Below are 23,666 nucleotides of genomic sequence, written 5' to 3'. Positions count from 1 at the left end.
GGTTCAGACCTCCAGACGGTAGACGCCAAGCAGGCGGCGGACAAGGTCGGGCAGCGGCGGCACCACCCGGTTGAACTCCTGGGTCATGCGCATCCGCAGCACGGTGTAGAGGTAGATGCCGTAGACGGCGGCGAGGAAGACGTCGGTGCCGAACAGGCCAGGACCCGCGGTGGTGAAGCCCGCCGCCTTGCCCGTCTCGTCGACGAACGCCATCGCCTGCCCCACCGAAAGGTAGGTCTGCCCGCGGGAGGAGCCGGCGTGCAGTTCGACGTCGTCGGTGACCACGAGCCGCAGCGCGCCGGTCTCGACGGCCGGGTCCCACACCCACCGGGTCCACAGCCAGTAGCGGTCGGGGAAGGTGAAGTGCAGCAACTCCCCCGGCAGGTCGAATCCGCGGTCGGTGAACGGGGCGAGTACGGCGTCGAACCGCTCGAACCGCTGTTCCAGCCCGCCCTGGGAGTGGAGCAGGTCGTCGATGGCCGCCGCGAGCCGGTTGGGAGTGACCGCGTCGAGGATACTGTCTGCCTGTCGCCTCGTGCCGAACACGTTGCGCAGCACGAGGCGCAGCCCCGCCCGGTCCAGGGCGCACGGCTGGGACAGCAGTTCACGCAGCAGCACCGACTTGCGCTCGACATCGGCTGCGATGACCTCGAGTTCGGCCATCGGCATCCGGCCGGATATCTCCCGCACGAACTCCTGCGCGCTGGGAGTGTCGACCACGGGACCGGGCATCGCGGTACCCCTCGCCTCAGCTCGCGGGCGCGGCGGCGCGCGAGCGGACGAAGGACACGGCCCGTATCGCCGCGTTGGAGGCCGAGGAGACGGTGTCCTCCAGGTCGGCAGGACCGAGCGCGGCGCCACAGGCGAAGATCCCCTCGCGGTCTGTCGACACCGGATCCAGTGGTGCGCCGGGCGAGTCGATGAACCCGTACCTGTTCTGCCCGACCCCGAGCAGTCCGGCCATCTCTCGCGTGCCCGCCGAGGGTTCCATGCCCACCGAGAGGACAACCACGTCCATCGGGATCTCCATCGGACGGCCCATCGTGGTGTCCTCGCCACGTACGATCAGCTGGTCGCCCTTGGGCAGCACCTCGGTGACGATGCCCTTGACGTACTGGACGTGGTGCTTCTCCTGTGCCGGCCAGTAGATCTGACTCTCCCAGTACCCGTACATCCGCATGTCGATGTAGAAGATGTAGACCTTGCAGTCGGGCAGGAGTTCTCGCACCTCGATCGCCTCCTTCGAGGCGACTCCACAGCAGACCTTGGAGCAGTACTCGTTGCCGATCTGGCGGTCCCTGCTGCCGACACACTGGATGAAGCACAGCCGCTGCGGCGGCTTCCCGTTCGACGGCCGCACGACCCGATGCTCCTTGAGCATCGCCTCGAGGTCCTGCAACGCGATCACGTCGGGAAACTCGTAGTAGCCGTACATCTGGGTTTCCCGCCCGGGATCGAAGTGCTGGAAACCCGTCGCGACCACGACTGCGCCGCAGTCGACTCGCTGGGCCCCTTCCGGGCCGTCCACAACCAACGTGAACGCGCCCGGCTCGCCTTCGACGCCGGTCACACGTGTGCTGAGTCGTACCTCGGCGAGGGGGTGCGAGGTGACCAGTTCTGCCATGCGTCGCATCTGCGGCTCGGCCGCCTCGCCGTGCGGGGTGAGGCCCGCGTAGTTCTCCGCGATCGGGGTGCCGCCGAGAAAATCACGTTGCTCGATGAGGACGACTCTCGTGCCCACCTCGGCAATGCCGTGTGCGGCGCGCAGGCCGCCGGGACCGCCGCCGATGACGGCCACCGTGTCCGATGCCATCTGACCTTCCTCGGGTTCGTTGTGCAGGCGCACTCAGTCGACGTCGTCCCAGTCGAGGTAGCGTTGCTCGCCCTTTTCCAGTTTCTTGAGCCCTTCCTGGAACTGCGCCCAGGCCTGCTCCCAGTCGATGCCCATCTTCTCCAGCAGCGGCCGGTAGTCCGCGGAATGCCAGTGCAGCTGGCACACCTTGTACGGATGCGCGCCCATCGCGAGTGCCGCGAACTGCGCCTCGCTCATCACGGCGACCCCGACGTTGCGATCGTGCGCCTTGGCCGCGAACTGGCTCTTGTCCAACGTGGTCACACAGCCGGTGTCGTGAGTGAGCACGACGTCGGGGTCGGCTTCCTCCTTCATGACCTCGATCTTGCGCATGGTCGCGAACGATCGGGTGAAGTCACGCTGCACCAGGATGTGGCGGAAACCGAAACCGCAGCAGTCGAACCACGTGGAGTACTCGCGGACGTCGGCACCGAGCCGCTGCGCCAGACCGGTCACGACTGCCGTGCGTTGACCGCCGTAGACGTCGGGGTCGTAGATCGCGTCGCCCTCGACGAGCTTGTAGTAGTGGCAGGCAGGGTGCACCGTAACGCGAACGCCGGAGAGATCTCTCGTCTGCAACGCGGCGATCTCATCACGCATCGCGTAGAACCACTCCGAGTAGTGGACAAGCTCCTCGGGGAACACGAGGTCCTTGCCGAGCTTGCCCATGATCTGCCGCACCTCGGTGCGCAACTCCGGATGCGACAGCAACTCCTCGCGCACCTCCTTGTAGTGCCCGTAGGAGGTTCCGCAGTGAACCAGCGGGAAATAGCCGGTCTCCCGTGCCGCCGCGAAGTTACGCACCGCGACGGCCGCCTGCGCTGCCACGTTGGACGTGGCGCTGGCGTAGTAGTTCCACGCGGTGCACGAGGTCTGGTCACGTGGGTCGTGGTAGTCGTACCCGAGCTTGCGCATCACCCAGAAGATCGAAGTGGAGTAGCCGGGGATGTGCCCGCACTGGCCACAGGATTTGTGGTGCCACAGGTGTCCTTTCTGGATCCGCTTCTCCCTGCCGAACTTGGTGGGCACCGTGACGACATCACCCTGGATCTTCTGCACTACGAGCTCGCCCTGCTCCTCCAGCCGCAGCAGCTCCGCCCTCGGGTCTTCCAGCGCTCGGTGGTCCTCGCCGCGCTCGAAACGCTCCTTCTTGCGCAACAGCGCTTCGACCGGAATCGTGGTCATAGCTCGATACCTTCCTCTTCGAGGCGCTCCTCCATCACGTCTTGCAGGATCGAATGCAGGCTCGTGTCCACGTCGGCGATCATGTCCAGCGCCCCGGTGTGCAGCCAGATCAGGTAGAGCTCGACCAGCGTCTTGTCCGAGACGTCCCAACCTGTGCTCGTCGTGTGCAGCGTCTCCGAGGGCAGCGCGCGGCGCCACAGGTCCAGGTTGTTCGAAACGTCGCCGGTCTCGGGGCCCCAGTCGGGGAACGCGTCGGGCTGGAGCATGTCAGGCGACACCTGCGTACCCGTGGACATGATCTTGTAGATGATTCGCGAGTATCCTTCGAGCGCTTCCTTCGCGGAGGCGAGCCCGTTGTTGATCGCGACCTCGCGCATGATCGTGATGATCCCGCCGGGGTTGTTCCCGCGAGGGCAGCGCAGGCAGGAGAAGCACTGCGAGCACTCCCAGATGTCCTCCTGCATCTGCTGGTAGATCAGTTCGACGTCCTCGCGGGCGGCGGCCTGCGCGATGCGCCGTGGGCTGAAGTCGTAGAACCTGGCCGAGGGGCAGGCGGCCACGCAGATGCCGCACTCGTAGCAGCCGTAGAGGTAGTCCGAGAAGCGGATGTCGCTCTTCACCTCGTCGAACAACCGCGACTTCTCCTCGTACGACACGTCCGGGTAGCCCGCGACGGTGGGAGATTTGTAGTAGCTCAGCGCTTCGGTCACGACCACTGTCCCCTAGAAGCTGATGACGGCGTCGGCATTGATAGCCAGGTCGTTGAAGGCCGCACCGCCGATCATCTCGACGCCGTCGATCAGGCTGTCGAGGTCCAGATCGTTGAGATCGAGCGACGGCTGGCAGACCAGCAGCCGGACCCCCAGCGTGGTGGCCTGGTCGATGAAGTGGCGCAGCGGCTGCCCCCGGTCGCCCTTGGGACCGATCTTGTCGATCACCTCACGCTGCAACAGCGTCGGGCCGTACATCGTGAAGTAGATCATCACTTCGCTGTCCATCGCGGCGGCGGATGCCGCGAGGAAGAACGGTGTAGCCGATCGTCCCGGGTCATCAACGCCGTGCGTCTGTACATAAAGGATTTTGCTGTCGAACTCCTCCGACCACATGGGATGCTCCTCACTTCACCCTGCGGATGAGGACATGGAAGACATCCCCGTCCTTGCGGACATCCAGCAGGTCGTTGCCGGTACGGCCGGTCCAGGCACGCATGTCGGGATCGACCCCTGGGTCGGTGGCGAGCAGTTCAAGAACCTCACCGGCGGAGATGCTTTTGATCGCCTGAGCCGTCTTGATCACAGGAAGCGGGCACTGCATACCCGTGCAGTCGAGCACTTGATCAGCGGTCGGCAGGGACTCGGCCACGGTATCGTCTCCTCATTGAGATCGAAACCACATGCGTGATTGTCACCACACATGTGAGCTTGCTTATATACTGATATGCGTCGCCCAGATCTGTCCAGACCTTCGACCGAACTTGTTCCGCCTGACGCGCAGAAGGCCATGGCATGACCATCACTGACCTGCACTGCGATCGCTGCGATCGGTTCATTTCCGAGCCGGCCGCGGGCGTGCGCTTCGTCTACCACCCGGGGCGGGCGCAGTTTCGCGACAGTTCCGGGTTGCTCTGTGCCCGCTGCTGGGACGAACTCGAGCTATGGCTTGGTCCGGATCGACCGCTGCGGCGGTGTGCGGTGTGCCGCGAGGAGGTGACGCGGGAGCAGAGCCTGCACCTACACCGCGTCGACGACGCCCAGTCGTGGCGGCTGTGCGCGCCGCATGCCGTGGAGTTTCTGAACCGTTTGCGCACAGTCGAGCCCAAGCTGGACCCGGTGACGTTTCGGTTTCCGGCGCAGGAGTAGGAGGTCAGTCCTCGGGTCGGCCCTGGGCACCCTGCTCGCGCATGAACTCGCAGAGCAGATCGACAGCCTGCACGATCTTGTGGCTGGTCAGCGCGTAGTAGACGTTGTTGCCGTCGCGACGGGCCGTGAGGATGCCCCGATCGCTGAGCATCCGCAGGTGCTGGCTGGCGTTCGGTTGCGAGGTCCCCAGCGCTTCGACGAGTTCGCCGACAGTGCGGTCGCCGTCTCGCAGTTCCTCGATGATGGACAGCCGCATCGGCTCCGCGATGGCCTTGCACACTCGCGCGTAGAGCTCGTGCATCTCCTGCGCTTCGACGTGCATGCGCCACCTCCTGGCTTCGCGGGAACACTACCGGCGCAGCTGACGGACCCTACTCGGTCCGGGGGGTCATCCTGCCAGGTTCACACCGCCGCGCACACCGAGATCCTCGGCCATGAACTCGCGCAACAGGTCGACAGCCTGCACGACCTTCTTACTGGTCAGGGTGTAGAAAATGGTGCTACCTGCACGTTGGGTCGTCACGATTCCCCGGTCGCGCAGCAGCGCCAGGTGCCTGCTGGCGTTGGGCTGGGAGATCTGCAGCTTGTCCGCGATCTCGCCGACCGAGCGCCTGCCGTCCCGAAGCTCGTTGATGATCAGCAGTCGCGTCGGGTCGGCGAGCGCCTTGCAGATGCGGGCATGCAACTCGGTGAGCTCAGCCCGGTTCGTTTGTCTCACACCAGCTCCATCCGCTCGCGGGCACCAAGGCCGCGCAACAGCCCTCCTGCTCACCAGGTTACCCGAGCGAGCAGGCACGGCCGGCGCCCGAAGCCCGCTCGACGTGGTCGATCAGCCGGCCGGTGCGGTTCGCGAACGACCAGGAAAAGATTCGGCCCCGGGGGTAGACCCTGGCCGAATCGTGAGGTAGATCACTACGGCACACAGATCAGCGGCGGTCGAACGACCTGATCCGCCGCTCGAGCGGAAAGGGAATCGTCACGATGACCTCGCACAGACCATTTCCGCGACACAGGACACGGCGTGCCCTACTGCTGGCCGCCGCGCTGCTACCGGGTCTCGCACTCACCGGGATCGGCACGGCATCGGCGACGCACGGTGGCAGCGACTCGCGGCAGCTCGACGTGGTCGGCCATCTCGACCTGGCGGACGTGCCGGGAGAGAACATCACCGATGTCTGGGCCCACGGCAACTACGCCTACCTGGGCACCTTCGACGACGGCTCCTGTTCGCTGGACTACACCGGCGTACACATCATCGACATCGCCGATCCCGCCGATCCCGAAAAGGTCGGCTTCATCCCGTCACCACCGGGGACGCGCGCCAACGACGTCAAGGTGACGCATCTGGACACCCCTGCCTTCTCCGGTGACGTGCTGGTGTATTCGAACGAGTCCTGCGGCTCCGCGTTCAACCCGCGCACCCAGTCCAACGGGGTCGCAGCGGTGCCCGGCCAGGACGGTGTCGGCATCTACGACGTCACCGACCCGACGAACCCGCGATCACTCAAGCGGTCCTTCGGCGACTACCCGGTGCACAACACCTACTCGTGGCAGGACGGCGACAACGCATACATGATCGTCGTCGACGACGTGAACACCCAGGACGTCCACATCGTCGACATGACCAAGCCGCAGAGCCCGCAGGAGATCGCGGTGACCGGTCAGCTCGACTGGCCTGCCGGAATCGACAACATCGGTGACGGCGAGGTGTTCCTGCACGACGTGTGGGTGCAGCAGAACAACGGCAGGACGATCGCGTACCTGTCGTACTGGGATGCCGGGCTCGTCCTCCTCGACGTGACGAACCCCGCCGAACCTGTCTTCCTCGGCGACAGCGACTACGCGTCCCCCGACCCACTCTCCGGTGAGGAACCAGAGGGCAACGGGCATGTCGCCGTGCCGAACGCCGACGGAAGCAGGGTGCTCCTCGGCGACGAGGACTTCGCGGCCGGTTCGCTGAACTCGTTCACCTTCGACGGCGCGGACAGCCCGGCGGCCGAAGCCGGCTTCACCCCGCCGACCTACACGTTGCCCGGCGCGAGCTTCCAGGGGCCGGTGCATTGGACCGGCGGTGAAGGTTGCACCGAGGGCGAGTTCGACCGGCCTGCCGTCGCGGGAGAGGTGGCGCTGATCCAGCGGGGCAGCTGCTTCTTCTCCACGAAGGCTGCCAATGCTCAGGCGCTCGGGTACGCGGGTTTCATCGTGGCGAACAACGCGGGCGACGGCCTGATCACGATGTCGTCCGGCACCAACGACGTCATCACGATCCCCGGCTACTTCGTGGGTCAGTCCACCGGTGAGGCGATGAAGGCCGCCGAGGGCGGCACGATGCACGCCGAGGGCATCTTCGACGGCTACGGCTACCTGCGGTTGCTGGACGTCACCGATCCGGGCAACATCGTCGAACTCGACCAGTTCGCGACGGAGAACGTCTTCGCGAACCCGCCGGTGCCGGGTGATCGCACCATGCACAACGTGGTCGTCGACGAAGGCACCCGGGCCTACATCTCGTGGTACACCGAAGGAATGCGTGTCATCGACTTCTCCGGCGACTCGCTGACCGAGGTGGCACACTTCGTCGACACCGCCCAGGGTTCCAACTTCTGGGGCGTCTACCTGCACGACCACCCGAACGGCCAGCGCTACATCCTCGGCTCCGACCGCAAGACCGGGCTGTGGATCTTCGCTGATCCCGCCTGACCCGTTCGGTTCACAGCCAGGCTGTGCGCGCCGGTAACAAGTCGCCGGAGCGGGCCGCGTCCCCCTACCGGACCGGCCCGCTTCGGCGGCGGTCAGCGCTTGCGGCCCTGTCTACCCCCAACAATCTGCTTTCGAACCGGTCACAAACTGTCCGCATTCGCCGGGACGATTGTGGAATGCCAGGCAACGAGGTTCTCAGCAACCGAGCGCTCAACCGCGCGACGCTCGCGCGGCAACTACTGCTCGACCGCGCCGACAAGCCCGTACTCGACGCGGTCGCGCGCCTGTGTGGCCTGCAGGCACAGGAACCGCAGGAGCCGTTCATCGGGCTCTGGTCACGGTTGCGCACGTTCGAGCCGACGACGCTGTCGGATCTGCTGACCGGGCGCGGCGTGGTGCGAACCCACCTGATGCGCCACACCATCCACCTTGTCGACGCCCGTGACGCGCTGGCCTGGCGAGCCCGCCACAACACCATGCAGCTGCAGCGGGTGCGCGGGGTGTACCGCCGCGAACTCGAGGGCGTGGACCTCGACGCGTTCGCCGAAGCGGTGCGGGCAGTGCTGGCCGACGGCGAGCCCCGGACCATTACCGAACTCGGACGCGCGCTCACCGCTCGCTGGCCGGACAGTGGGCCGAGGGCGCTGGGGGAGCTGGCGCTGGCGCTCGTTCCGATGGCGCAGCTGCCACCGCGTGGGCTGTGGCGCACGAAGGCAGGAGCACGCAACCTGCCGCTTGCCATGTGGCTGGGCAAGGAGATCGACCCGCCCTCGCCGGAGGGTGCCGATCCGGTCGGTGCCGAGTTGGTGCGGCGCTACCTGACCGCGTTCGGCCCCGCCGCCACCGCCGATATTCGCAGCTGGAGTGGCCTGGCCGGGCTACCGGCCACGGTGGCCGCGATGCGCGAGGAGTTGGTCAGCTTCCGCGACGAGCGCGGTCGAGAACTCCTCGACCTGCCCGACGCGCCCCGGCCCGACCCGGACACGCCCGCTGCGGTGCGGTTCCTGCCCGCTTTCGACAACGCGATCCTCGGCTACCACGACCGCAGCCGGATCATCGACGACGAGCACCGTGGGCTGTCGGTCGCAGGCGCCAGGGTCGTGCTCGTCGACGGCAGGGTCGCCGCCACCTGGACGGTGGAAGCGGACCCCGAGGCGGACACCGTCGTCGTCACCCCGCTGCGCAGGCTCTCCCGAGCCGAACGCGCGGCGGTCGCCGAGCAGGGTCGGCAGCTGGCTGGGTTCCTGACCGACTCCGGCAGCCACCGCGTGCGGATCGCGGGCCGCGACTGCTGAGGGCCTGATCCGGGTTCCAACCGGACGCCTGGCCCCACTGCCCCGGCGATGTCGGCGCAACGCATCGCCGCTGCTGTTTCCCCGCGCGACGAGTCGTCCTCGAGACGTTGCGGCGGCGAGGATCCCGATCAGGCCGAACGAACCCCGAATAGATAACGACAATCGTTTTCGTTAGCCTTCGGGTCGTTGCTGCCGGGAGATCGAGGAGTGTTGCCGTGCTGTCATCGTCGGTGCCCGACACGTCAACGCAGGCGGCGCGACGATCTGTGCTTCGGGAAGCGGCCTTCCTGCGACTGTGGGCGGCAGCCACCGCCTCCGGACTGGCGACCTGGGCGCTGCCGTTCATCCTTGGGCTCGCCGTGCTCGATCGTGGCCTGACAGGCACGGGGCTCGGCGTCGTGCTGGCCGCGCGTACCGCCGGATTCCTCGTCGCGGTGCCCCTCGGCGGAGTGCTGGCCGACCGCCATTCCCGGCGCAAGGTCGTGATGTGGGCCGGACTGGCGGCAACGGTGGCCAGCCCGGCGCTCGCCGAGGGCCTGGGCCGATCGCTGCCGCTCATGGCCGTCGCGGCCGCCGTGGTCGGCGCCGGGCAGGGGGCCTGCCGCCCGGCGTTTCAGGCGTTGACCGCCGAGGTGGTCGACATTACCCGGGCAGTCGAAGGTGAGCCGGTCCACCCGAAGCGTCAGCTGACGGCGCCGGCGTGGCCCGCCGCCGCGGTAACCGCCCTGCGGCCGAGACCCGACCCGGTCGTCAGCCCGGAACTCACCCACCATTCAGGACAGTTCCCCCGGCAGATGTCTGCGAAAGGACGAAGGGAGTGCGGCGGCACCGGCGCCTGCCAGGATCGCGAGCATCGCACATGCCGCGGGCAACGAGATCGCGCCTGCGAGGGCAGCCACGGCCAGCGGTGCGACAGCCGAGCCCAACTCTGTCGTCAGGCGCCACGAACTGAGGAACGGTGCGGGTGAGCGTGGATCGGCCAGATCCGAACCCACGGTGGCGACGACACCACCACTCCACCCGTTCGCCATGGCCATCACCATGGTGCTGGCCAGGTACCACCACTGCCCGGCCGGTAACTGCGTCGCCAGCGCGAGCCCGAGGTGCGACAGTCCGAAGCCGACAAGAGCCGACAGCGCGACCGGGAGGCGGCCCCAGCGATCGGCTACCACCCCGCCCAGGTAGAACAGCGAGAAGTCGACGCCCGAGGCGAGGCCCATGACGACGGCTACGGTCACGTCGTCCAAGCCGACCGAGGTGCCGACGAGCGGAACGAGTATGCGCCGGGTGTGACGCATCGTGCTGACCACGGAGATGGTCAGCCCCAGCCGCAGCAGGACATCGCGACGCTGCCACATCGTCCGCAACACGTTCGGACTCTGCCGCGGTTCGGTCTCGCCGCCGTCGGGTTTCGGGAAGGAGACACAAGAAACGACAACAGCCAGCAGCCCGGACATGGCCACCACGGTGAGAAACCCGCCGCGGGCCTCGCCGCAGAGCTGGAAGGCCGCGGCGGCCAGGAACGGTCCGGCGAACATTCCCAACCGAGTCGCTCCGGCGAGCGCGGCGAGAGACCGGCCACGAACCACACCCGCAACGCTCGCGGTGATCCACGCGTGTCGCGCCATAGCGAACACCGCGACGCCAACACCGATCAGGAGCACGCCCAGGGTCAGAATCGCGGGCGAGGAAGCGAGATACGCGCAGAGTGCTCCCGATCCGGTGGCCGCCGTTCCCGCGAGCATCGCGGGTCGCTCCCCGAATCTCGCGACAAGCCATCCCGCTGGCAGCGTCAACGGCAACTGACCCACTGTCAGCATGGCGGCGACCAGAGCGGCTGTGGCCGACGATCCCGTCAACGACACGGCGGCGAGCGGGATCGTCGGGACAGCGGCCCCTTGAGCCGCACCGTGGAGCACGTTCGGGATCAGTGCGGTTGGCAGCAGCCGCCGCCACGGCACTCCGGGACGAGATGCCGCTGTCAAGCGAGCCTCTGCTCACCGCTCGGCCCGCCCGCGCAGCTGTGCACCCTCCCGATCACTCGGCGAACCGCCGCTGTAGCCATGGACTCCTCGAAAGGTTCGGCGTCGCGCCGTTATGCGCGGACTCGAGTGCGCATGTGAATTGTTGTCACAATGTGAAGAACGATCGGAGCGTAGCGGAAGCCGGGGCAACGCTCGACAGGTCGCGAGCCAATGCGCTCAAGCCCTGCGACCGCCGCATTCGGCGACTCGCGCGGCGCCCTGCGACGTGTGCCCGCGCGACGAGTTGTGCCCTGAGCTGCCCAAATGTGCCGGAAGATGAGGGACCCGGGCAGCCCGAGCCGACCTCACAAGTGATAACCCTCACTTATCGGCCGACTATGAAGTCGACACTTTCGAACGTCGGGCCGCGGTCCTAGTGTCTCTGACACGTTGAGCGGACCGACCGCCGCGGCGTGTCGTGAGAAAACGGTTCCCCCGTCACGGAAAACGCACGTGCCGCAACGTCGCGCTGAAACAGCAAAGCGATCCGGAATTTGGAGGCTGGTCAATGAGGTTCAGAACTCTGCTCGCCGGGCCGGTAGTCGTGGTTTCCCTACTACTTGCGGCATGTGGAAGCACCGCGGGCGGTGATACCGAGAACCTGCCCAAGAACGCGGCTGACGCCGGTGGAATGAGTGCCCTGGTCGAGAAGGCCAAGGAAGAAGGCGAGGTGAGCCTCTACGCGGCCACCACCGAGTCGTCGACCACCAAATGGGTAAAACATTTCGAGAAGAAGTACGGAATTCCCGTCAGCGTCTACCGGGACGGCAGTACGACCCTGTACCAGAAATGGGCGCAGGAGGTCAACGGCGGGGTCCACAACGCCGACGTCGTCATCCAGAACGTCTACCAGTTGTGGGAGGAAGCCAAGGACAACGGCTGGATCACCGAGTACCGGACCGAGAACTACGACGGCTACGACTTCGACAAGGTACTTCCCGGCGGTGGGCTGACGGGCCGCGTCTACCCGTTGCACCAGAGCATCGGCGCGATCGCGTGGAACACCAAGGTGACGACGCCGCAACAGCAGAAGTTGCTGCGCGAGGACCCGGTCGCCGCGATGGCCGATCCCGCGTTCAAAGGCCAGATCGCGCTGGGTGACACCGGCGGCGCCACCACGGCGGGCAATTACGCGAACGTCATCATCAACCAGTCGGACAAGTACGGCTGGAAATGGCTGGAAGGCGTCGCGGCCAACGATCCCGCGCTGTTCGAGAGCCAGATTCCGATCGCCGAACAACTGGTGAAGGGCGAGTACGCCGTCACGTTCGGAACAGACACGTTGTACAACGGCTACATCGCCGAGGGCGCTCCCATCGAATACCGATACCCGGAGCCGACCAATGCCGCGCTGTGGATGGTCGGGCTGCCCACGGAGACGCCGCATCCGCATGCCGCCCGGCTGTTCATGGAATGGGCGACGTCCGCGGAGGGTCACGACCTGATGGCCGAGCTCGGTTCCGGTACCGGGACCCGGACGGGCTGGCAGGACAAGCGCGAGATCGCACAGCAGTCCTGGTACTCCAGGCCCGTCGTCTGGTATGGCATGGCCACCCTGCCCGAACTCAGCGGAGAGAAGTTCGCCGACTTCGTCAGCCGGGTGAACGGCACACTGAAGAAGTGATGAGCGTGTTTTCGCCTGCCCAGCGGGTGACGACCGGGTGCGGCGCGACCGCCGTCCCGTGGTGGGGCCGAGCTGTGTACGCACAGCTCGGCCCGGCCGCGTCCGGCCGCACTCCCCGACCGCCCGGTGACGCTAGGATGCGCCGATGACCGCCCCCGGCGGCGACTGGCGGCACACCAGCAGGCAGCGACTCATCGCCGGCATGACGTTCGACCAGCTCTACACGTTCCAGACGCTCGGTCGCACGGGGTCCTTCCGCGCCGCCGCCGTGGAGCTGACACTGACCCAGCCCGCCGTCTCGCAACGAATCCGGCAGCTGGAGCGGCTGCTTGGCTGCACGCTGTTCGAACGCAGGCAGGGTGCGCGGTCCGAGGTGACGGCCGCCGGGCAGGAGCTGATGAGGTTCGCCGACGACATACTCGCGCGCGCCGACCGGTTTCGCCAGCGGTTGGAGCAGATGAAGTACCTGCCGGAAGGATCGACGCTCACGGTCGTCAGCGACTCCGACCACATCAAGCATCTGCTCGTCGGAGCGGTGATGGCCATGAAGGAGACGGCACCGTCCATCCGTGTGGTCATCAAGCACGAGCCGTCCCGGCAGGCGTGCACGAGGACGCTGGCCGAGGGAAACGCCGACCTCGGCATCTGCCGGTATCCGGCGCCGAGCAAGTTCCCGAATCTGGGAACGATCGAGGAGCGGATGTACCTCTTCGCACGGCCCGAGGACCCCATTCACACCCTGCCGGAGGGCGACCGGGTCGGCTACCTCGCGAGCGCGGACTTCGCGACCTTCGCCGACGGGATGCGCAGCCGGCAACTCGTTGACCGCTGGGCGGACAAGGTCGGGGCCTCACTTCGCATCGTTTTGGAGTCACGTGCGCTGGAAGCGATGCGGACCTACGCCACGCGTGGCCTGGCGCTGGCTATCCTGCCGGAATTCTGCGTGGCCGACGATGTCCGCGCCGGCGAGCTGCGAGCGGTGCCGACCCCAGGGCTGCCGCTGCTCAGGGGCGCGGTGATCCTGAGCCCTCCCGACCGCGAGGTCACCCATGCCGCCAGGATCTTCCTCGGCATGATGCCTGCCAGGGTGGACGCGTCACTGAGCCCGGTCCCCCGTTCCCCGGCACCGGAGGGTGGCTAGCGTCCGCGACCGAAACTGGACAGCACATCCTCCCCGAAGAGCTGCAACGCGCGCCGCAGCTGAGCCAGGCTGCCGCGGTTGGCCAGCCACATCCGGCGCACACCACAGGCGCGAAGCTGCCGGATGCGTTCGACCCAGTCCGCCGGGTCGCCCGCCATCCCCCAGCGGCGCATGGCGAAACCGGTGAGCCCGAGCCGCTCCATGAGCTGGTCGTTGGCCCCGCCGTGGTGCTGATGGTCGGCGAGGACGTATCGGCGCACGTACTCTCGGACGGCGTCATGGTGCTGTGTGGGCACCAGCCTGCCTTCGACGCCGTGTCGCATGCTGTGATGCAGGATCGAGGCGAGTGAGGCGCGGACCCTGCCACGTGCCGCGTCACGGTCGACGTCGAGGACGCTGCGCACGGTGAACCACGGCTCCACCTCCGCCGGGTCACGGCCACGCACCCGCGCGCCCTGCTCGACCTGGGCAAGCGACCACCCGACCACCTCCGGGGTGAGCCCGGTTCCGATCGACACCGCGTCGCCGATGCCGCCCGCGAGCCGCAGCATACGAGGACCCTCGGCGCCGATCGATATCCGCACGGGTCCGCGTGGGCCTGCGAAGGAGCGGATGTCTCGCCCCTCGAACCTCCCGTGGCCGGTGGCGAGCACATCGCGGACGCAGCTGACGTACTCCTCCAGCCGGGCGCGAGTGGACGGTTTCCTGCCGATACTGTGTGCGGCGGAGTCCCCCGTAGCGATCTCCATGAACGCGTGCCCTTCGGTCATGGAGTCGATCGTGGCGAGGAATGCCGCGGTGATCTGCGGGTCGCGCGTCCAGGGGTTGGTCGGCCGCATCCCGACGAAGGTGCGTTTCGTCCCCAGCGCCAGGAGAGTTACCCGTGCCGCCGCCTCGTTCAGCCGGAAACCCGTGTCGCCGACGCCGATGGAGTGCAGGCCGTAGTCATCGGCCATCCGGGCCAGCTCGATGAGCTCGAACGCGTGCCCGCGGGTGAAGCCGGGTTCCACGACGGTGAACTGCATCGCGAACTCCATCCGCTCGCCCGCCTTCTCCCGCTGTGGTACCTCGGTCACGAGGAGCGAACCTGCTGCGGCGGATCGACGCGCCGGTACGGCAGCCGTAAGTGTCTGCTGAGCACCGACCGCGCCGTGCGCACGTCCACGAACGCGAGGCCGGGGCGCAACGCGGCCTCGGCGTGCGCGTACGCGGTGTCGGTGTCGATCGTGGTGGCACGCGCTCCGAGGGCACCGGCGAGCGCGGCGAGGCCCGGCGTGGGCACGACGGCGGCGCCTGCGTCGCTACCTTCGAGGTGCAGCCGTTGGTACTCGGTGCCGAGGGCCTGGTCGTTGAGCACGAACACCGTCAGGTCCGCCCCCGCCCGTGCCGCCGTGTCGAGTTCCTGCGCGTGCATCATGAACGCGGCGTCCCCTTCGAACACCACGGTCTTGCGGCCGGGCGCACCGAGCGCCACACCGATCGCTGTCGGCAACGCCTGCCCGATGGACCCGAACCCCTGCGCGGCGAAGAAGCGGCCGCGTGCCGGTGCGGTGACGAAGGCTGCGGCGAAGCCGGAACAGTGCCCGTTGCTGATGACCACGTTCGCGTCGTCCGGTATGTGTTCACTGATCCGCGCGACGGCTCGGCGGGGATCGACCGTGCCGTCGGGGATAGGCGGGGCGAATTCGCGCAAGTCCTCGGCCCAGCATTGCGCGGCGGGACCGACCGGGTGGAACCACGGCTCGCGGGGCTCCGTCGCGACGCGGGCGAGAGCGGTCGTGTGTTCCAGCGTCCGCACCGCGTCGCCGAGCAGCGGCTCGACCCCGGCAACGCCCCTGGCGTCGGAGACCACGGTCACCACCTGGGCGTCGGCGAACAACCGCATCGACTGCGTGGTGCTGCGCCCCATGGTCGCGCCGATACCCACCACAAGGTCGGCGGAGCGCAGCACGCGTTCGGCGGCCGGGTGTGCCAGGCCGCCCGCGATGCCCAGATCGAGGTGGTGCCCGTCGAACAGCCCCTTCGCGGGCAAGGTCGTCGCCAGCCCAGCACCGACGTGCTCGGCAAGCGTGCGCAGCAACCCCACGGACCGGCCGCCCGTCGCCCCCCGGCCCGCGATCAGCACCGGTCGGGCCGAACCGGCGATGAGCTGGGTCAGCCGCTCGGCAGCAGCACCGTCGTCGAGGCCCGGCGGCCCGGGAGTCGGCGCGGGAGGTTCGCCGGGAGCGGGTGAGTCGTCGACGGTCGAGGCCAGCAGGTCGGCGGCGACACCGAGGATCACGGGCCCGGACACGTCACGGGCGGACTCGATCGCGTCGGCGAGCGCTTGGGCAGGCCGCTCCCCTTGCGTCATCCTCCGGTAGCGCGTCTCGCACGCCTCGGCGAACGACTGCTGATCGAAGGTCTGGGCACCCTGGTAGCCGGCCGGTGTCTCGGCGGCGATGACGACCAGCGGGGACCGGTTGCGTGCGGCCACCAGCAACGATGTCGCCACGTGGCTCAGTCCTGGGCCGTGTGTCACCGAGCAGATACCGACCTGGTCACAGGACCACCCGTAGCCCTCGGCCATGGCCACCGCGGCACTCTCGTGCCGCACCTCGACCACGTGGACACCCTGCCGCCGCAACGCGACGAACAGCTGCATGTTGCCGTCGCCCATGAGGCCGAAGACATGGGTGCATCCGGTCTTCGCGACGGCGATGGCCAGTTCTTGCGCGTAACTGGGAACAGTCATGGAGATCCCTTCACCTGCTCGGGCACTGCCCGCGTCGTGGAACGGCCGCCGGCGCCTCGTCCGCCGGTTCAGCCACCGAGCACCGTGGTGGAGGCGGGTACGGCGTCGTGCACCGCCGGGACGGGTTCTTCACCGCTGTCGTGCGGCTCGACGTCGTCACGGCGAAACCACGTCAGGTTCTCCGGCGGAACGAGCAGTGTCTGGTCGGCACCGATCTCGGGAGGTCTCGAGGTCGGCCCGGTGACCGCCTGCACCCGCAGCCGGTGCTCCCCGGCCTCGTACATCCGCTCGAAGTGATCGCCGAGGAACTCGCTGGAGACCAGGCGCGCCCTGAACTCGTTTCGCTCGAGCGCGGCAGGCAGCGGGCCGGTTTCCCTGGAAACCCGCACCCATTCCGGGCGGAAGACCACGGAAACCGCGTCGCCCTTCGAGGGGCAGTCGGCCGCAGTGGCGCGGGCGACGTCGAGCACCGTGCCGTGGCCGAGGGTGGGAACCCGCACCGTGAACGTGCTGCTCCCGATCTCGGTGACCACACCGGGCACCACGTTGGCCTCGCCCACGAACGTCGCGACAAAGGCGTTCTCCGGCCGGTGGTAGAGCGCCCACGGATCGCCGACCTGTTGGATCGTGCCCCGGTTCATGACCACAACACGATCCGACATGGACAGTGCTTCCGACTGGTCGTGCGTAACGTAAAGCACCGTGATCCCGGTCCTGCGCTGGATCTGCCGGATCTCGTCTCGCATTCTGGCACGCAACTGCGCGTCGAGGTTGCTCAGCGGCTCGTCCATCAGCACCAGACTCGGTTCGGTCGCCAGTGCGCGTGCCAGCGCGACCCGTTGCTGCTGCCCGCCGCTGAGGTCGGTGGCGTGCCTGGCCGCGAACTCCGCCAGGCCGACCAGGTCCAGCATCTCCTTGGCCTTGCTGCGTGCCCGCGCCCTCGGCAGCTTCTTCGACTTCAGGCCGTACATGACGTTCTCCAGCGTCGTCATGTGCGGCCACACCGCGTAGGACTGGAACACCATGTTGATGTCGCGCTTGTGCGGCGGGACATTGACGTCGGGCGAGCACAGCCGCTGGCCGTCCAAAGTGATCTCACCGGACCGCGGCGTGTGCAGTCCCGCTACGCAGCGCAGTGTCGTCGTCTTGCCACACCCGCTGGGGCCCAGCAGCGTGACGAACTCCGACCGGCGGATCTCCAGGTTGACGTCGGAACCCGCCGTTGCGCTGCCGTAGCCCGCGAAGAGCCTACTGATCACGAGGCCTTCGTCCTGCGACGGGTTTCGGTGCGGCACGTCCACTGATCTGTTCACCTCTTTGTGTTCCCTTGCGTGTAGTCCGCACAGCTCAGGCGCGGTTGTGCAGGTTGCCCGGGCGCAGCAGCACCCGCATGACGACGATCCACGCGATCATGAGCGCGGTTTCGAGCAACCCGACGACGGCGGCGGATGGCAGCGAAGCCTGCTGCGCGTAGTTGAAGGACAGAATGGACAGCAGCATGGTGTCCGGCGTGTACAGCAGGATCGCCGTGTTGATCTCGCGAACGGTGAACAGGAACACCATGATGATCGCCGCGGCGATCGACGGCCGCATCAGTGGCAGCAGGACGGTGGACATCATCCGGGCCTGGTTCGCCCCGCACATTCGGGAAGCCTCCTCCAGCGACTTGTCGATCTGGGCGAACCCGTTGCCCGTGACACGGGTGGCGTGTGGCAGGTAAGACGCGATGTAGGCCACCACCATGATCGCCAGCGTGCCGTAGAGCGGCGTGCCGAGGTACATGACGAACACACCGGTCGCGAAGACGATCCCGGGGACGGCAAGCGGCGACATCGCGATGGAGTTCAGCAGGCCGGAGCCCTTGTGCCGGACTCGCTCGGTCACGTAGGAGGTCAGCAGACCGACGGCCACGGCACCGATGGCGGTCACGGCCGAGACCAGCACGGTGTTCACCAGCGCGTTGTTCAGCTCGGGTGTGGACAGCACGTCGGTGAAGATCTTGGTGGTGAAGTTGATCTCGGAGAGATTGGTCGAGGTGCTGAAGGCCCGCAGACCCAGCGCCGCGTAGGGCAGCACCGTGGTCACCAACGCGTAGAGGACGAGCAGGAAGACCACGACGTACCTGCCGTTGCCCAGCTTGACCTTCTTCCGGTTCTGTGACCGGCCGGTGACGGTGACGAACTTCGACGACTGGCGAAGGCTTCGCTGGTACAGCCACAACCCGATCACGCTGAGCAACACCAGCATCGTGCCCAGCGCGGCCGCGAGTGCGTAGTCGCTGGGGTAGCCGTTGGTGGCGTGGTAGACGGTCACGGCGAGGGGCCGGAAGTCCATCTTCGCACCCAGCAGCGCGGGCACCGAGAACATGCCGGTCGCGCTGATGGTGATGAACATGACCGACGAGAGCATCGCGTGCCGGATGGCGGGCAACGAGATGCGAAGCGCCGTCTGCAGGGTTCCGCGACCGTTCATGTGCGAGGCCTCTTCGAGGCTCGCGTCCATGTTCTGCAGGCTGCCCGACACCAGGAGGTAGCCGTACGGCACGTAGTGCAGCGCCAGGATGATGATCAGCCACTCGAAGGTCATCACGTCGATCGACACCCAACTCGGCAGGCCGATGTCTCGCGCGATCTGGTTCAGCAACCCGGTGTTGGGCGCACCCAGTTCGAGGAAGGCCAGTGCGCCGATGAACGGCGACAGGAACAGCGGCGCGATCACGATGAGTTCGAGCAGCCGCCTCATCGGAACGTCGGTGCGGGCCACGATCCACGCCAGCGCACTACCGATCACCGTGGCCAGCAGCCCGCACCCCAGCGACATCGCCATCGTCTGGGCCAGGATCTTCCAGATCTCCATCGAGCCGTACGACTCGGCCAGCGCTTCGAGCGTGAAGGTGGACAGCGGGTCGCGCGGGTCTTCCGAGATCGCCCTGACGAACACCAGCGCGGTTGGCAGGAACACCAGAACCGTCAATATCACGACGACGAGGGCGACGAGGGCCCGGTGACCCGGCGCCCTCGTCTCGCGGGGTTGGGAGGTCTCCGGCGTAGCGAGTGTCACCATGCGTTACCACCTCCCCGCCGGCCGTCGGCCGCCGGTGGCGCCGAGCTGGCGGGTGCCAACCGGCAGGACGTGCGCTTCATTGCGCAGAACCTCCAGATCAGTGACAGGAATGTCAGTCTTGCAGGCGCAGTCTGCCAACTCGCCCTTCGATCTCCACCGCGGTGCCGTACTCGGCCGACAGCTGCTGGTAACGCTCCAGGACTCGGGCAGCGTTGACCTGGTCGGCGATGATGGGCCTACCCTCGGTGAGGGGGTGCTGCGCCGACTTACCGGTCGAGCGGGTGATCTTGGCTTCCTTGGAGACCTCACGGCCGAGTTCCACCGGGTGCAGCATCACGTCGGTGAGCCTGCCGTCGGTGAAGCGGACGTCGATGATCGCCGAGCTCCACCAGGTCTCGGAAGGACCGTCGAGGCCGGGGTGCAGCGGGTGCAGGTCCGGAGTGAGCGTGGGCAGCAGGTCGACGTTGTGCCCCCAGGTCTCGTAGCTGTCGTAGGGGACGCGTTCGAGGAACTCGGACTGGGCGAAGAAGTTGCCGAGCCCGTAGAAGATCGGCTTACCTCGGTAGATCTCGATGCCGAGGGTCTTGTGCCAGCCGTGTCCGACGAAAATGTCGGCTCCCTCGTCGATCGCGCGATGCGCGAACTCGCGGACGAACCGTGGCGGCTGGTCACCGCGGGGGCCCTCGGAGATGTTGAAATGGTGCGCCACCATAACCAGGTCGGCCATCGCCGCTGCCGACCGGATCGACCGCAGGTTTCCCTCCAGATCACCCTGGTGGCATTCGGTGAGAATCTCGAAATTCTCGCCTTCGCGAAACACCAGCTCGCCTGCCGCCGACTGCCCTCCGGGCAGGGTGAACTGGAACTCGTTCTCGGTGAGCACCCGGCCGGTCTTGCCGGGCCGCCAGTCCTGGCTTGTCCGCAGAATGTTCAGCCGCTGTGCTGCCGCCCTCAACTGCTCGGCGGTCTCGCGGGGGACGATGTACGTCCAGTTCGTCCGCAGTGGATTGATTCCCGGCCGGCCCGCCATGGTTTCCTTTGGGTGGCCAGCCCACTCGTGTGGCCGGTTTCCCGAACTGGTGGACACCAGCGCCATGCGGCCGCTGGGAGTCTCCACATAGACCGGTGCGCGAGCCTCGTCCAGGTCACGTCCGGTACCGGCGCAGGCCAGTCCGGCGCCGCGACAGGCGTCCAGGGTCGAGACCAGGCCCTGCTCGCCGAAATCCAAGCTGTGGTTGTTCGCCGTCGACATGACGTCCACACCAAGCCAGCGCAGGTCCCGAGCGATTTCCGGCTCCGCGAGCATGTAGCTGCCGAACCAGTCACCGCGCCCGGGGTGGACTTCCCGGGAGCGGGCGAAGTTCATTTCCAGGTGCGCGTAGGCCACATCCGAGGACTTGAACAGATCACGTACTTCCTGGAATTCTTTTTCCGAGCGCATGGAACACGGCCTGGTCACCATGCACTCACCCGCGATCGCGACCGACCAGTCAACGGCGTTGGGCATACTGCCTGCACTCCCTTTCGAATTCCGACGACGCTCGCTGCGGCCATCGCGGCGACGCGTTCCGTCAGTCGGTTTCCGTCAGGCTAAGCGGGCACCCACCACCCCAAAAGCCCACACTTGCTGCTCTGGTAATCAACCGCGCTTATCAGTTTTTGCGCATGAAGCGGGTACCGCTCACAACGGCGCGACCGCAGCGTGGTCAGCCTGCTACCTGACGTGAATCGGCCAGGCAAGCAGCGGCGACCACCGGAACTGCTCAACCTGAGCGCAAGCGACAGCCAGATCGAACTCGTCACGGGTCCCCGGTCGGGCAGGGCAACCCGCGCGTGCGAAGGACGGCCGTCAGGGCCTGCCTGCGTGTGGCACCTCGACGCGTGCCGTCAGCAGACTCCCCTCACGCGCGTTCTTGCGGGCGTCCTCGTGGAAGTCCGGTGCGGCGCACATGAACAGCGTGCGGCCGTCCACGCCGCCGAGCATGCACGCGAAGACGCCCGTTCCCGTGGCTATCTCCTCGCTGATCTCGCCGCCCTCGTGAACGCGGATCACTCGCTCGCCGACGGCGTCGGCGATCCACAGCGCTTCCTCGGCGTCGAGGCAGCACCCGTCCGACGCGACGACGACCTGCGTCAACGCATCGCCGAGGTCGCGATGGGTGGGAGGTTGCCCGAACTCGGCCCAGGTACGACGGTTGCCGAGGGTGCCGTCCTCGCTGACGTCGAACGCGGTGACCCGGTTGCCGAAGGTTTCGCAGACCAGCAGCACGCCGTCGTCGGTAAGCACGCTGCCGTTGGGAAACCACAGCTCGTCGGCGACCGTGGTGACGGCTCCGTCGGGGTCCACCCGCAGCAGCACCGCGGGTTCCAGTGGTTGCCCACCCATCAGATCGAAGCCGAACTCCCCGACGAACGCCCTGCCGCCTGCGTCGACGACCATGTCGTTGGGATGTCCCTCGACGTGGCCGGACAGGTCGGCATGGGTCCCCAACGTGCCGTCGGGCTCGCGGCGCAACAGCAGGGCGTCGCGCATCGAAACCACCAGCAGCCTGCCGTCCGGCAACCACCCCAGTCCCGATGGCTGGTTCGGTACTTCGGCCTCGACTCGCAGGTCACTGCCGTCCTCGGCGGCCGAGTACACCCGGTAGGTGTAGAAGTCGGCGAACCAGATGCGGTCGTCATGCCAACGAGGGCACTCGAGGTAGGCGAATCCGTCGATGGCGGTGTTGGTTTCACGACTCATCAGATTTCGCTACCTCCAGAAACCGCTCCAGCTCACGCTGGACATCGGGACCGCAGGGTTGGTAGACGACTTCGGTAACGCCACGGGCGCGATAGTCATCGAGCTTGCGACGGATGGCCTCGCGCGTCCCGCTCAACGTCACCTCACACAACGTGCCGCTGCCCCCCGCGTACCAGGCCGCCTCGTCCGCGGCGTTCAGCTCGACGCAATGTCCGGAGTGGACGGCGAGGTGCCGCCGCTGCTTCCGGGAGCGCTCGATGACTCCCAGCCATTCCTTCCCGCCCGCGAGCGTGCGCACGGCTTCGGGACCACCGAACTCGTAGGCACCGTGCAACGACAGCGCCCAACCGGGCCCCGCCGCCTCGCGAGCGTGCTCCGAATGCGTGTCCTCACCCTCGTCGAGCACGGTGCCCCACTCCAGGTAGGCGACCCAGGAATGCTCGGTCATGAAGGCAGGCGGCCGCAGCGTGGCGAACAGGCCGTCACCGAGCTCGCGCGCCACCTTGTTGCCTTTCGGCCCGAGCGCGCCCACGAGGATCGGGACCTCGACGGGGCGCGGCGGCGCATGACCGGCCGGGTGCAGCATCCGCATCCGGGCGCCTTCCCACTCGACGACGTCGCCACGCAGCAGCCCCCGAAAAGCGCGGAGGTAGGACTCCATGAACGACCAGCGGATCGGTCCGTAACCCATCGCGCGGCGACCGGTGAACCCCGTCCCGAACGCCACTGCCACCCGCCCCGGCGCCAGCGCGGCGAGTGTCGCGGTCGCCGCCGCGTTGACCATCGGGTGCCGCAGGCTGGGAACGAGCACTCCCGGGCCGAGACCGATGCGTTCGGTGCGCTCGGCCGCCAGCGCCAGGGTCATCCACACGTCCGGGCTCTGCTGGGGAGTGTCGTAGACCCAGGCGCGGTGGTAGCCGAGCCGTTCGGCCAGCGCGATGTTGTCAGCAGAGTCCAAAGCGGTGGCGAAAGCGCACGAGACGTCCATGTGTCCTCCCTGCTATCGGGCAACCGGCTCCGGTTCCGCGTCCTCGACGTCGTGGCGCAACCAGTTGTGGTACACCCAGGCGAACAGCAGCGGCGCCGCGACGGTGGTCACGGGCCAGATCACGTACAGGAACACCGCTGTCGCCGCGGGAAGCCCGCCGATGCGGCTGTCGGCATACAGCGCCACGTCCGCGATCACGAAGAGAGCGAGGAACGACGCCCCGAACGCGATGACGCCGATCACCGGCGCGCCTGGCCACCGCTGCTTCCTGTTGAGCGCGCCCATCAGCATGAACAGCACGGTCAGTATCGGGATCGAGTAGTAGACGAGCTGCCAGTAGTCGAAGACCATGCCGACGATGGCGGTAGTCGTGACCACGAAGCAGGACAGCACCAGCCGGTCTACGCGATCGACACTCATCAGATCACCTCTCGGTCGACGTCGGCTACGGCGGTTGG

22 protein-coding genes and 1 pseudogene are annotated in these 23,666 nt (G+C 67.2%); 6 read left to right on the top strand and 17 right to left on the bottom strand.

Translation table 11 applies throughout. The features are described from left to right. Positions 1–3 precede the first annotated feature (3 nt). Genes SACMADRAFT_RS09385 through SACMADRAFT_RS09360 form a run of 6 tightly spaced genes read right to left on the bottom strand, consistent with a single transcriptional unit; the run spans position 4 to position 4,399 of the window. On the bottom strand, positions 4–732 hold the full coding sequence (locus SACMADRAFT_RS09385) for a hypothetical protein (protein ID WP_009153568.1): 729 nt from the start codon (positions 730–732) through the stop codon (positions 4–6). 16 nt (positions 733–748) lie between these two features. Further along, positions 749–1,813 (bottom strand): FAD-dependent oxidoreductase, encoded by a 1,065-nt coding sequence (locus SACMADRAFT_RS09380; protein ID WP_009153567.1) that lies wholly within the window; start codon positions 1,811–1,813, stop codon positions 749–751. Between the two features lie 33 nt (positions 1,814–1,846). Next, positions 1,847–3,037, bottom strand: coding sequence for a heterodisulfide reductase-related iron-sulfur binding cluster (locus tag SACMADRAFT_RS09375; RefSeq protein ID WP_009153566.1), 1,191 nt, complete (start codon positions 3,035–3,037; stop codon positions 1,847–1,849). Then, positions 3,034–3,747 (bottom strand): 4Fe-4S dicluster domain-containing protein, encoded by a 714-nt coding sequence (locus SACMADRAFT_RS09370; RefSeq protein ID WP_050998350.1) that lies wholly within the window; start codon positions 3,745–3,747, stop codon positions 3,034–3,036. Before SACMADRAFT_RS09370 ends, SACMADRAFT_RS09375 begins: the two co-directional genes overlap by 4 nt. A gap of 12 nt (positions 3,748–3,759) precedes the next feature. Continuing rightward, entirely contained in the window at positions 3,760–4,143 is a 384-nt protein-coding gene (locus SACMADRAFT_RS09365; protein WP_009153564.1) for a DsrE/DsrF/DrsH-like family protein, read from the bottom strand. A 10-nt stretch (positions 4,144–4,153) separates the two neighbouring features. Beyond that, entirely contained in the window at positions 4,154–4,399 is a 246-nt protein-coding gene (locus SACMADRAFT_RS09360; RefSeq protein WP_009153563.1) for a sulfurtransferase TusA family protein, read from the bottom strand. A gap of 143 nt (positions 4,400–4,542) precedes the next feature. On the opposite strand from SACMADRAFT_RS09360, the gene SACMADRAFT_RS09355 reads away from it, so the two are divergent. Then, entirely contained in the window at positions 4,543–4,896 is a 354-nt protein-coding gene (locus SACMADRAFT_RS09355; RefSeq protein WP_009153562.1) for a hypothetical protein, read from the top strand. Between the two features lie 4 nt (positions 4,897–4,900). Here SACMADRAFT_RS09355 and SACMADRAFT_RS09350 read toward each other — a convergent pair whose 3' ends face one another. Together SACMADRAFT_RS09350 and SACMADRAFT_RS09345 are read right to left on the bottom strand one after the other, a co-directional pair. Beyond that, positions 4,901–5,218 carry an ArsR/SmtB family transcription factor gene (locus SACMADRAFT_RS09350; protein ID WP_009153561.1) on the bottom strand — a complete coding sequence of 106 codons (318 nt, stop codon included), beginning with the start codon at positions 5,216–5,218 and terminating at the stop codon, positions 4,901–4,903. 66 nt (positions 5,219–5,284) lie between these two features. Next, complete coding sequence (locus tag SACMADRAFT_RS09345; protein WP_009153560.1) at positions 5,285–5,614, bottom strand: ArsR/SmtB family transcription factor; 330 nt, start codon at positions 5,612–5,614, stop codon at positions 5,285–5,287. A 263-nt stretch (positions 5,615–5,877) separates the two neighbouring features. Between SACMADRAFT_RS09345 and SACMADRAFT_RS31165 the strand changes: the two genes are divergently transcribed. From SACMADRAFT_RS31165 to SACMADRAFT_RS30820, 3 genes and pseudogenes are all read left to right on the top strand, one after another. Beyond that, a complete protein-coding gene (locus SACMADRAFT_RS31165) occupies positions 5,878–7,596 on the top strand; it encodes a PA domain-containing protein (protein ID WP_009153559.1) in 1,719 nt (572 codons plus the stop codon). Between the two features lie 176 nt (positions 7,597–7,772). After that, positions 7,773–8,891: a winged helix DNA-binding domain-containing protein gene (locus SACMADRAFT_RS09335; protein WP_009153558.1), complete on the top strand. Its 1,119-nt coding sequence runs from the start codon at positions 7,773–7,775 to the stop codon at positions 8,889–8,891. Between the two features lie 266 nt (positions 8,892–9,157). Next, positions 9,158–9,529 (top strand): annotated as a pseudogene (locus tag SACMADRAFT_RS30820) (MFS transporter); the annotation flags it as partial. A 135-nt stretch (positions 9,530–9,664) separates the two neighbouring features. Here SACMADRAFT_RS30820 and SACMADRAFT_RS30815 read toward each other — a convergent pair. Continuing rightward, a complete protein-coding gene (locus tag SACMADRAFT_RS30815) occupies positions 9,665–10,876 on the bottom strand; it encodes an MFS transporter (protein ID WP_083840864.1) in 1,212 nt (403 codons plus the stop codon). Positions 10,877–11,423: 547 nt separating this feature from the next. Between SACMADRAFT_RS30815 and SACMADRAFT_RS09325 the strand changes: the two genes are divergently transcribed. Continuing rightward, complete coding sequence (locus tag SACMADRAFT_RS09325) at positions 11,424–12,539, top strand: ABC transporter substrate-binding protein (protein ID WP_009153555.1); 1,116 nt, start codon at positions 11,424–11,426, stop codon at positions 12,537–12,539. A 145-nt stretch (positions 12,540–12,684) separates the two neighbouring features. Then, entirely contained in the window at positions 12,685–13,680 is a 996-nt protein-coding gene (locus SACMADRAFT_RS28465) for a LysR family transcriptional regulator (protein ID WP_009153554.1), read from the top strand. On the opposite strand, the gene SACMADRAFT_RS09315 is transcribed toward SACMADRAFT_RS28465, so the two are convergent. From SACMADRAFT_RS09315 to SACMADRAFT_RS09280, 8 genes are all read right to left on the bottom strand, one after another. Next, complete coding sequence (locus tag SACMADRAFT_RS09315) at positions 13,677–14,756, bottom strand: LLM class flavin-dependent oxidoreductase (RefSeq protein WP_009153553.1); 1,080 nt, start codon at positions 14,754–14,756, stop codon at positions 13,677–13,679. The genes SACMADRAFT_RS28465 and SACMADRAFT_RS09315 overlap by 4 nt on opposite strands. Next, positions 14,753–16,414 (bottom strand): thiamine pyrophosphate-binding protein, encoded by a 1,662-nt coding sequence (locus SACMADRAFT_RS09310; RefSeq protein WP_009153552.1) that lies wholly within the window; start codon positions 16,412–16,414, stop codon positions 14,753–14,755. Before SACMADRAFT_RS09310 ends, SACMADRAFT_RS09315 begins: the two co-directional genes overlap by 4 nt. 68 nt (positions 16,415–16,482) lie before the next feature. Then, positions 16,483–17,673, bottom strand: coding sequence for an ABC transporter ATP-binding protein (locus SACMADRAFT_RS09305; RefSeq protein ID WP_085977965.1), 1,191 nt, complete (start codon positions 17,671–17,673; stop codon positions 16,483–16,485). A gap of 88 nt (positions 17,674–17,761) precedes the next feature. Beyond that, the gene (locus SACMADRAFT_RS09300) at positions 17,762–19,477 is read right to left on the bottom strand and encodes an ABC transporter permease (RefSeq protein WP_009153550.1); all 1,716 of its coding nucleotides are present in this window, start codon (positions 19,475–19,477) and stop codon (positions 17,762–17,764) included. A 112-nt stretch (positions 19,478–19,589) separates the two neighbouring features. Then, positions 19,590–20,984: a CapA family protein gene (locus tag SACMADRAFT_RS09295; RefSeq protein WP_009153549.1), complete on the bottom strand. Its 1,395-nt coding sequence runs from the start codon at positions 20,982–20,984 to the stop codon at positions 19,590–19,592. Positions 20,985–21,326: 342 nt separating this feature from the next. After that, positions 21,327–22,220 carry an SMP-30/gluconolactonase/LRE family protein gene (locus tag SACMADRAFT_RS09290; protein WP_009153548.1) on the bottom strand — a complete coding sequence of 298 codons (894 nt, stop codon included), beginning with the start codon at positions 22,218–22,220 and terminating at the stop codon, positions 21,327–21,329. Then, complete coding sequence (locus tag SACMADRAFT_RS09285) at positions 22,210–23,208, bottom strand: LLM class flavin-dependent oxidoreductase (RefSeq protein ID WP_009153547.1); 999 nt, start codon at positions 23,206–23,208, stop codon at positions 22,210–22,212. Before SACMADRAFT_RS09285 ends, SACMADRAFT_RS09290 begins: the two co-directional genes overlap by 11 nt. Positions 23,209–23,220: 12 nt before the next feature. Continuing rightward, positions 23,221–23,628 carry a hypothetical protein gene (locus SACMADRAFT_RS09280; RefSeq protein WP_040925620.1) on the bottom strand — a complete coding sequence of 136 codons (408 nt, stop codon included), beginning with the start codon at positions 23,626–23,628 and terminating at the stop codon, positions 23,221–23,223. Between the last annotated feature and the right edge of the window lie 38 nt (positions 23,629–23,666).

The organism is Saccharomonospora marina XMU15 (assembly GCF_000244955.1).
GTDB classification, from domain to species: domain Bacteria; phylum Actinomycetota; class Actinomycetes; order Mycobacteriales; family Pseudonocardiaceae; genus Saccharomonospora_A; species Saccharomonospora_A marina.
Note: the sequence above shows the minus strand (reverse complement) of the source record. Positions and strands in the feature narration are given on the sequence as shown.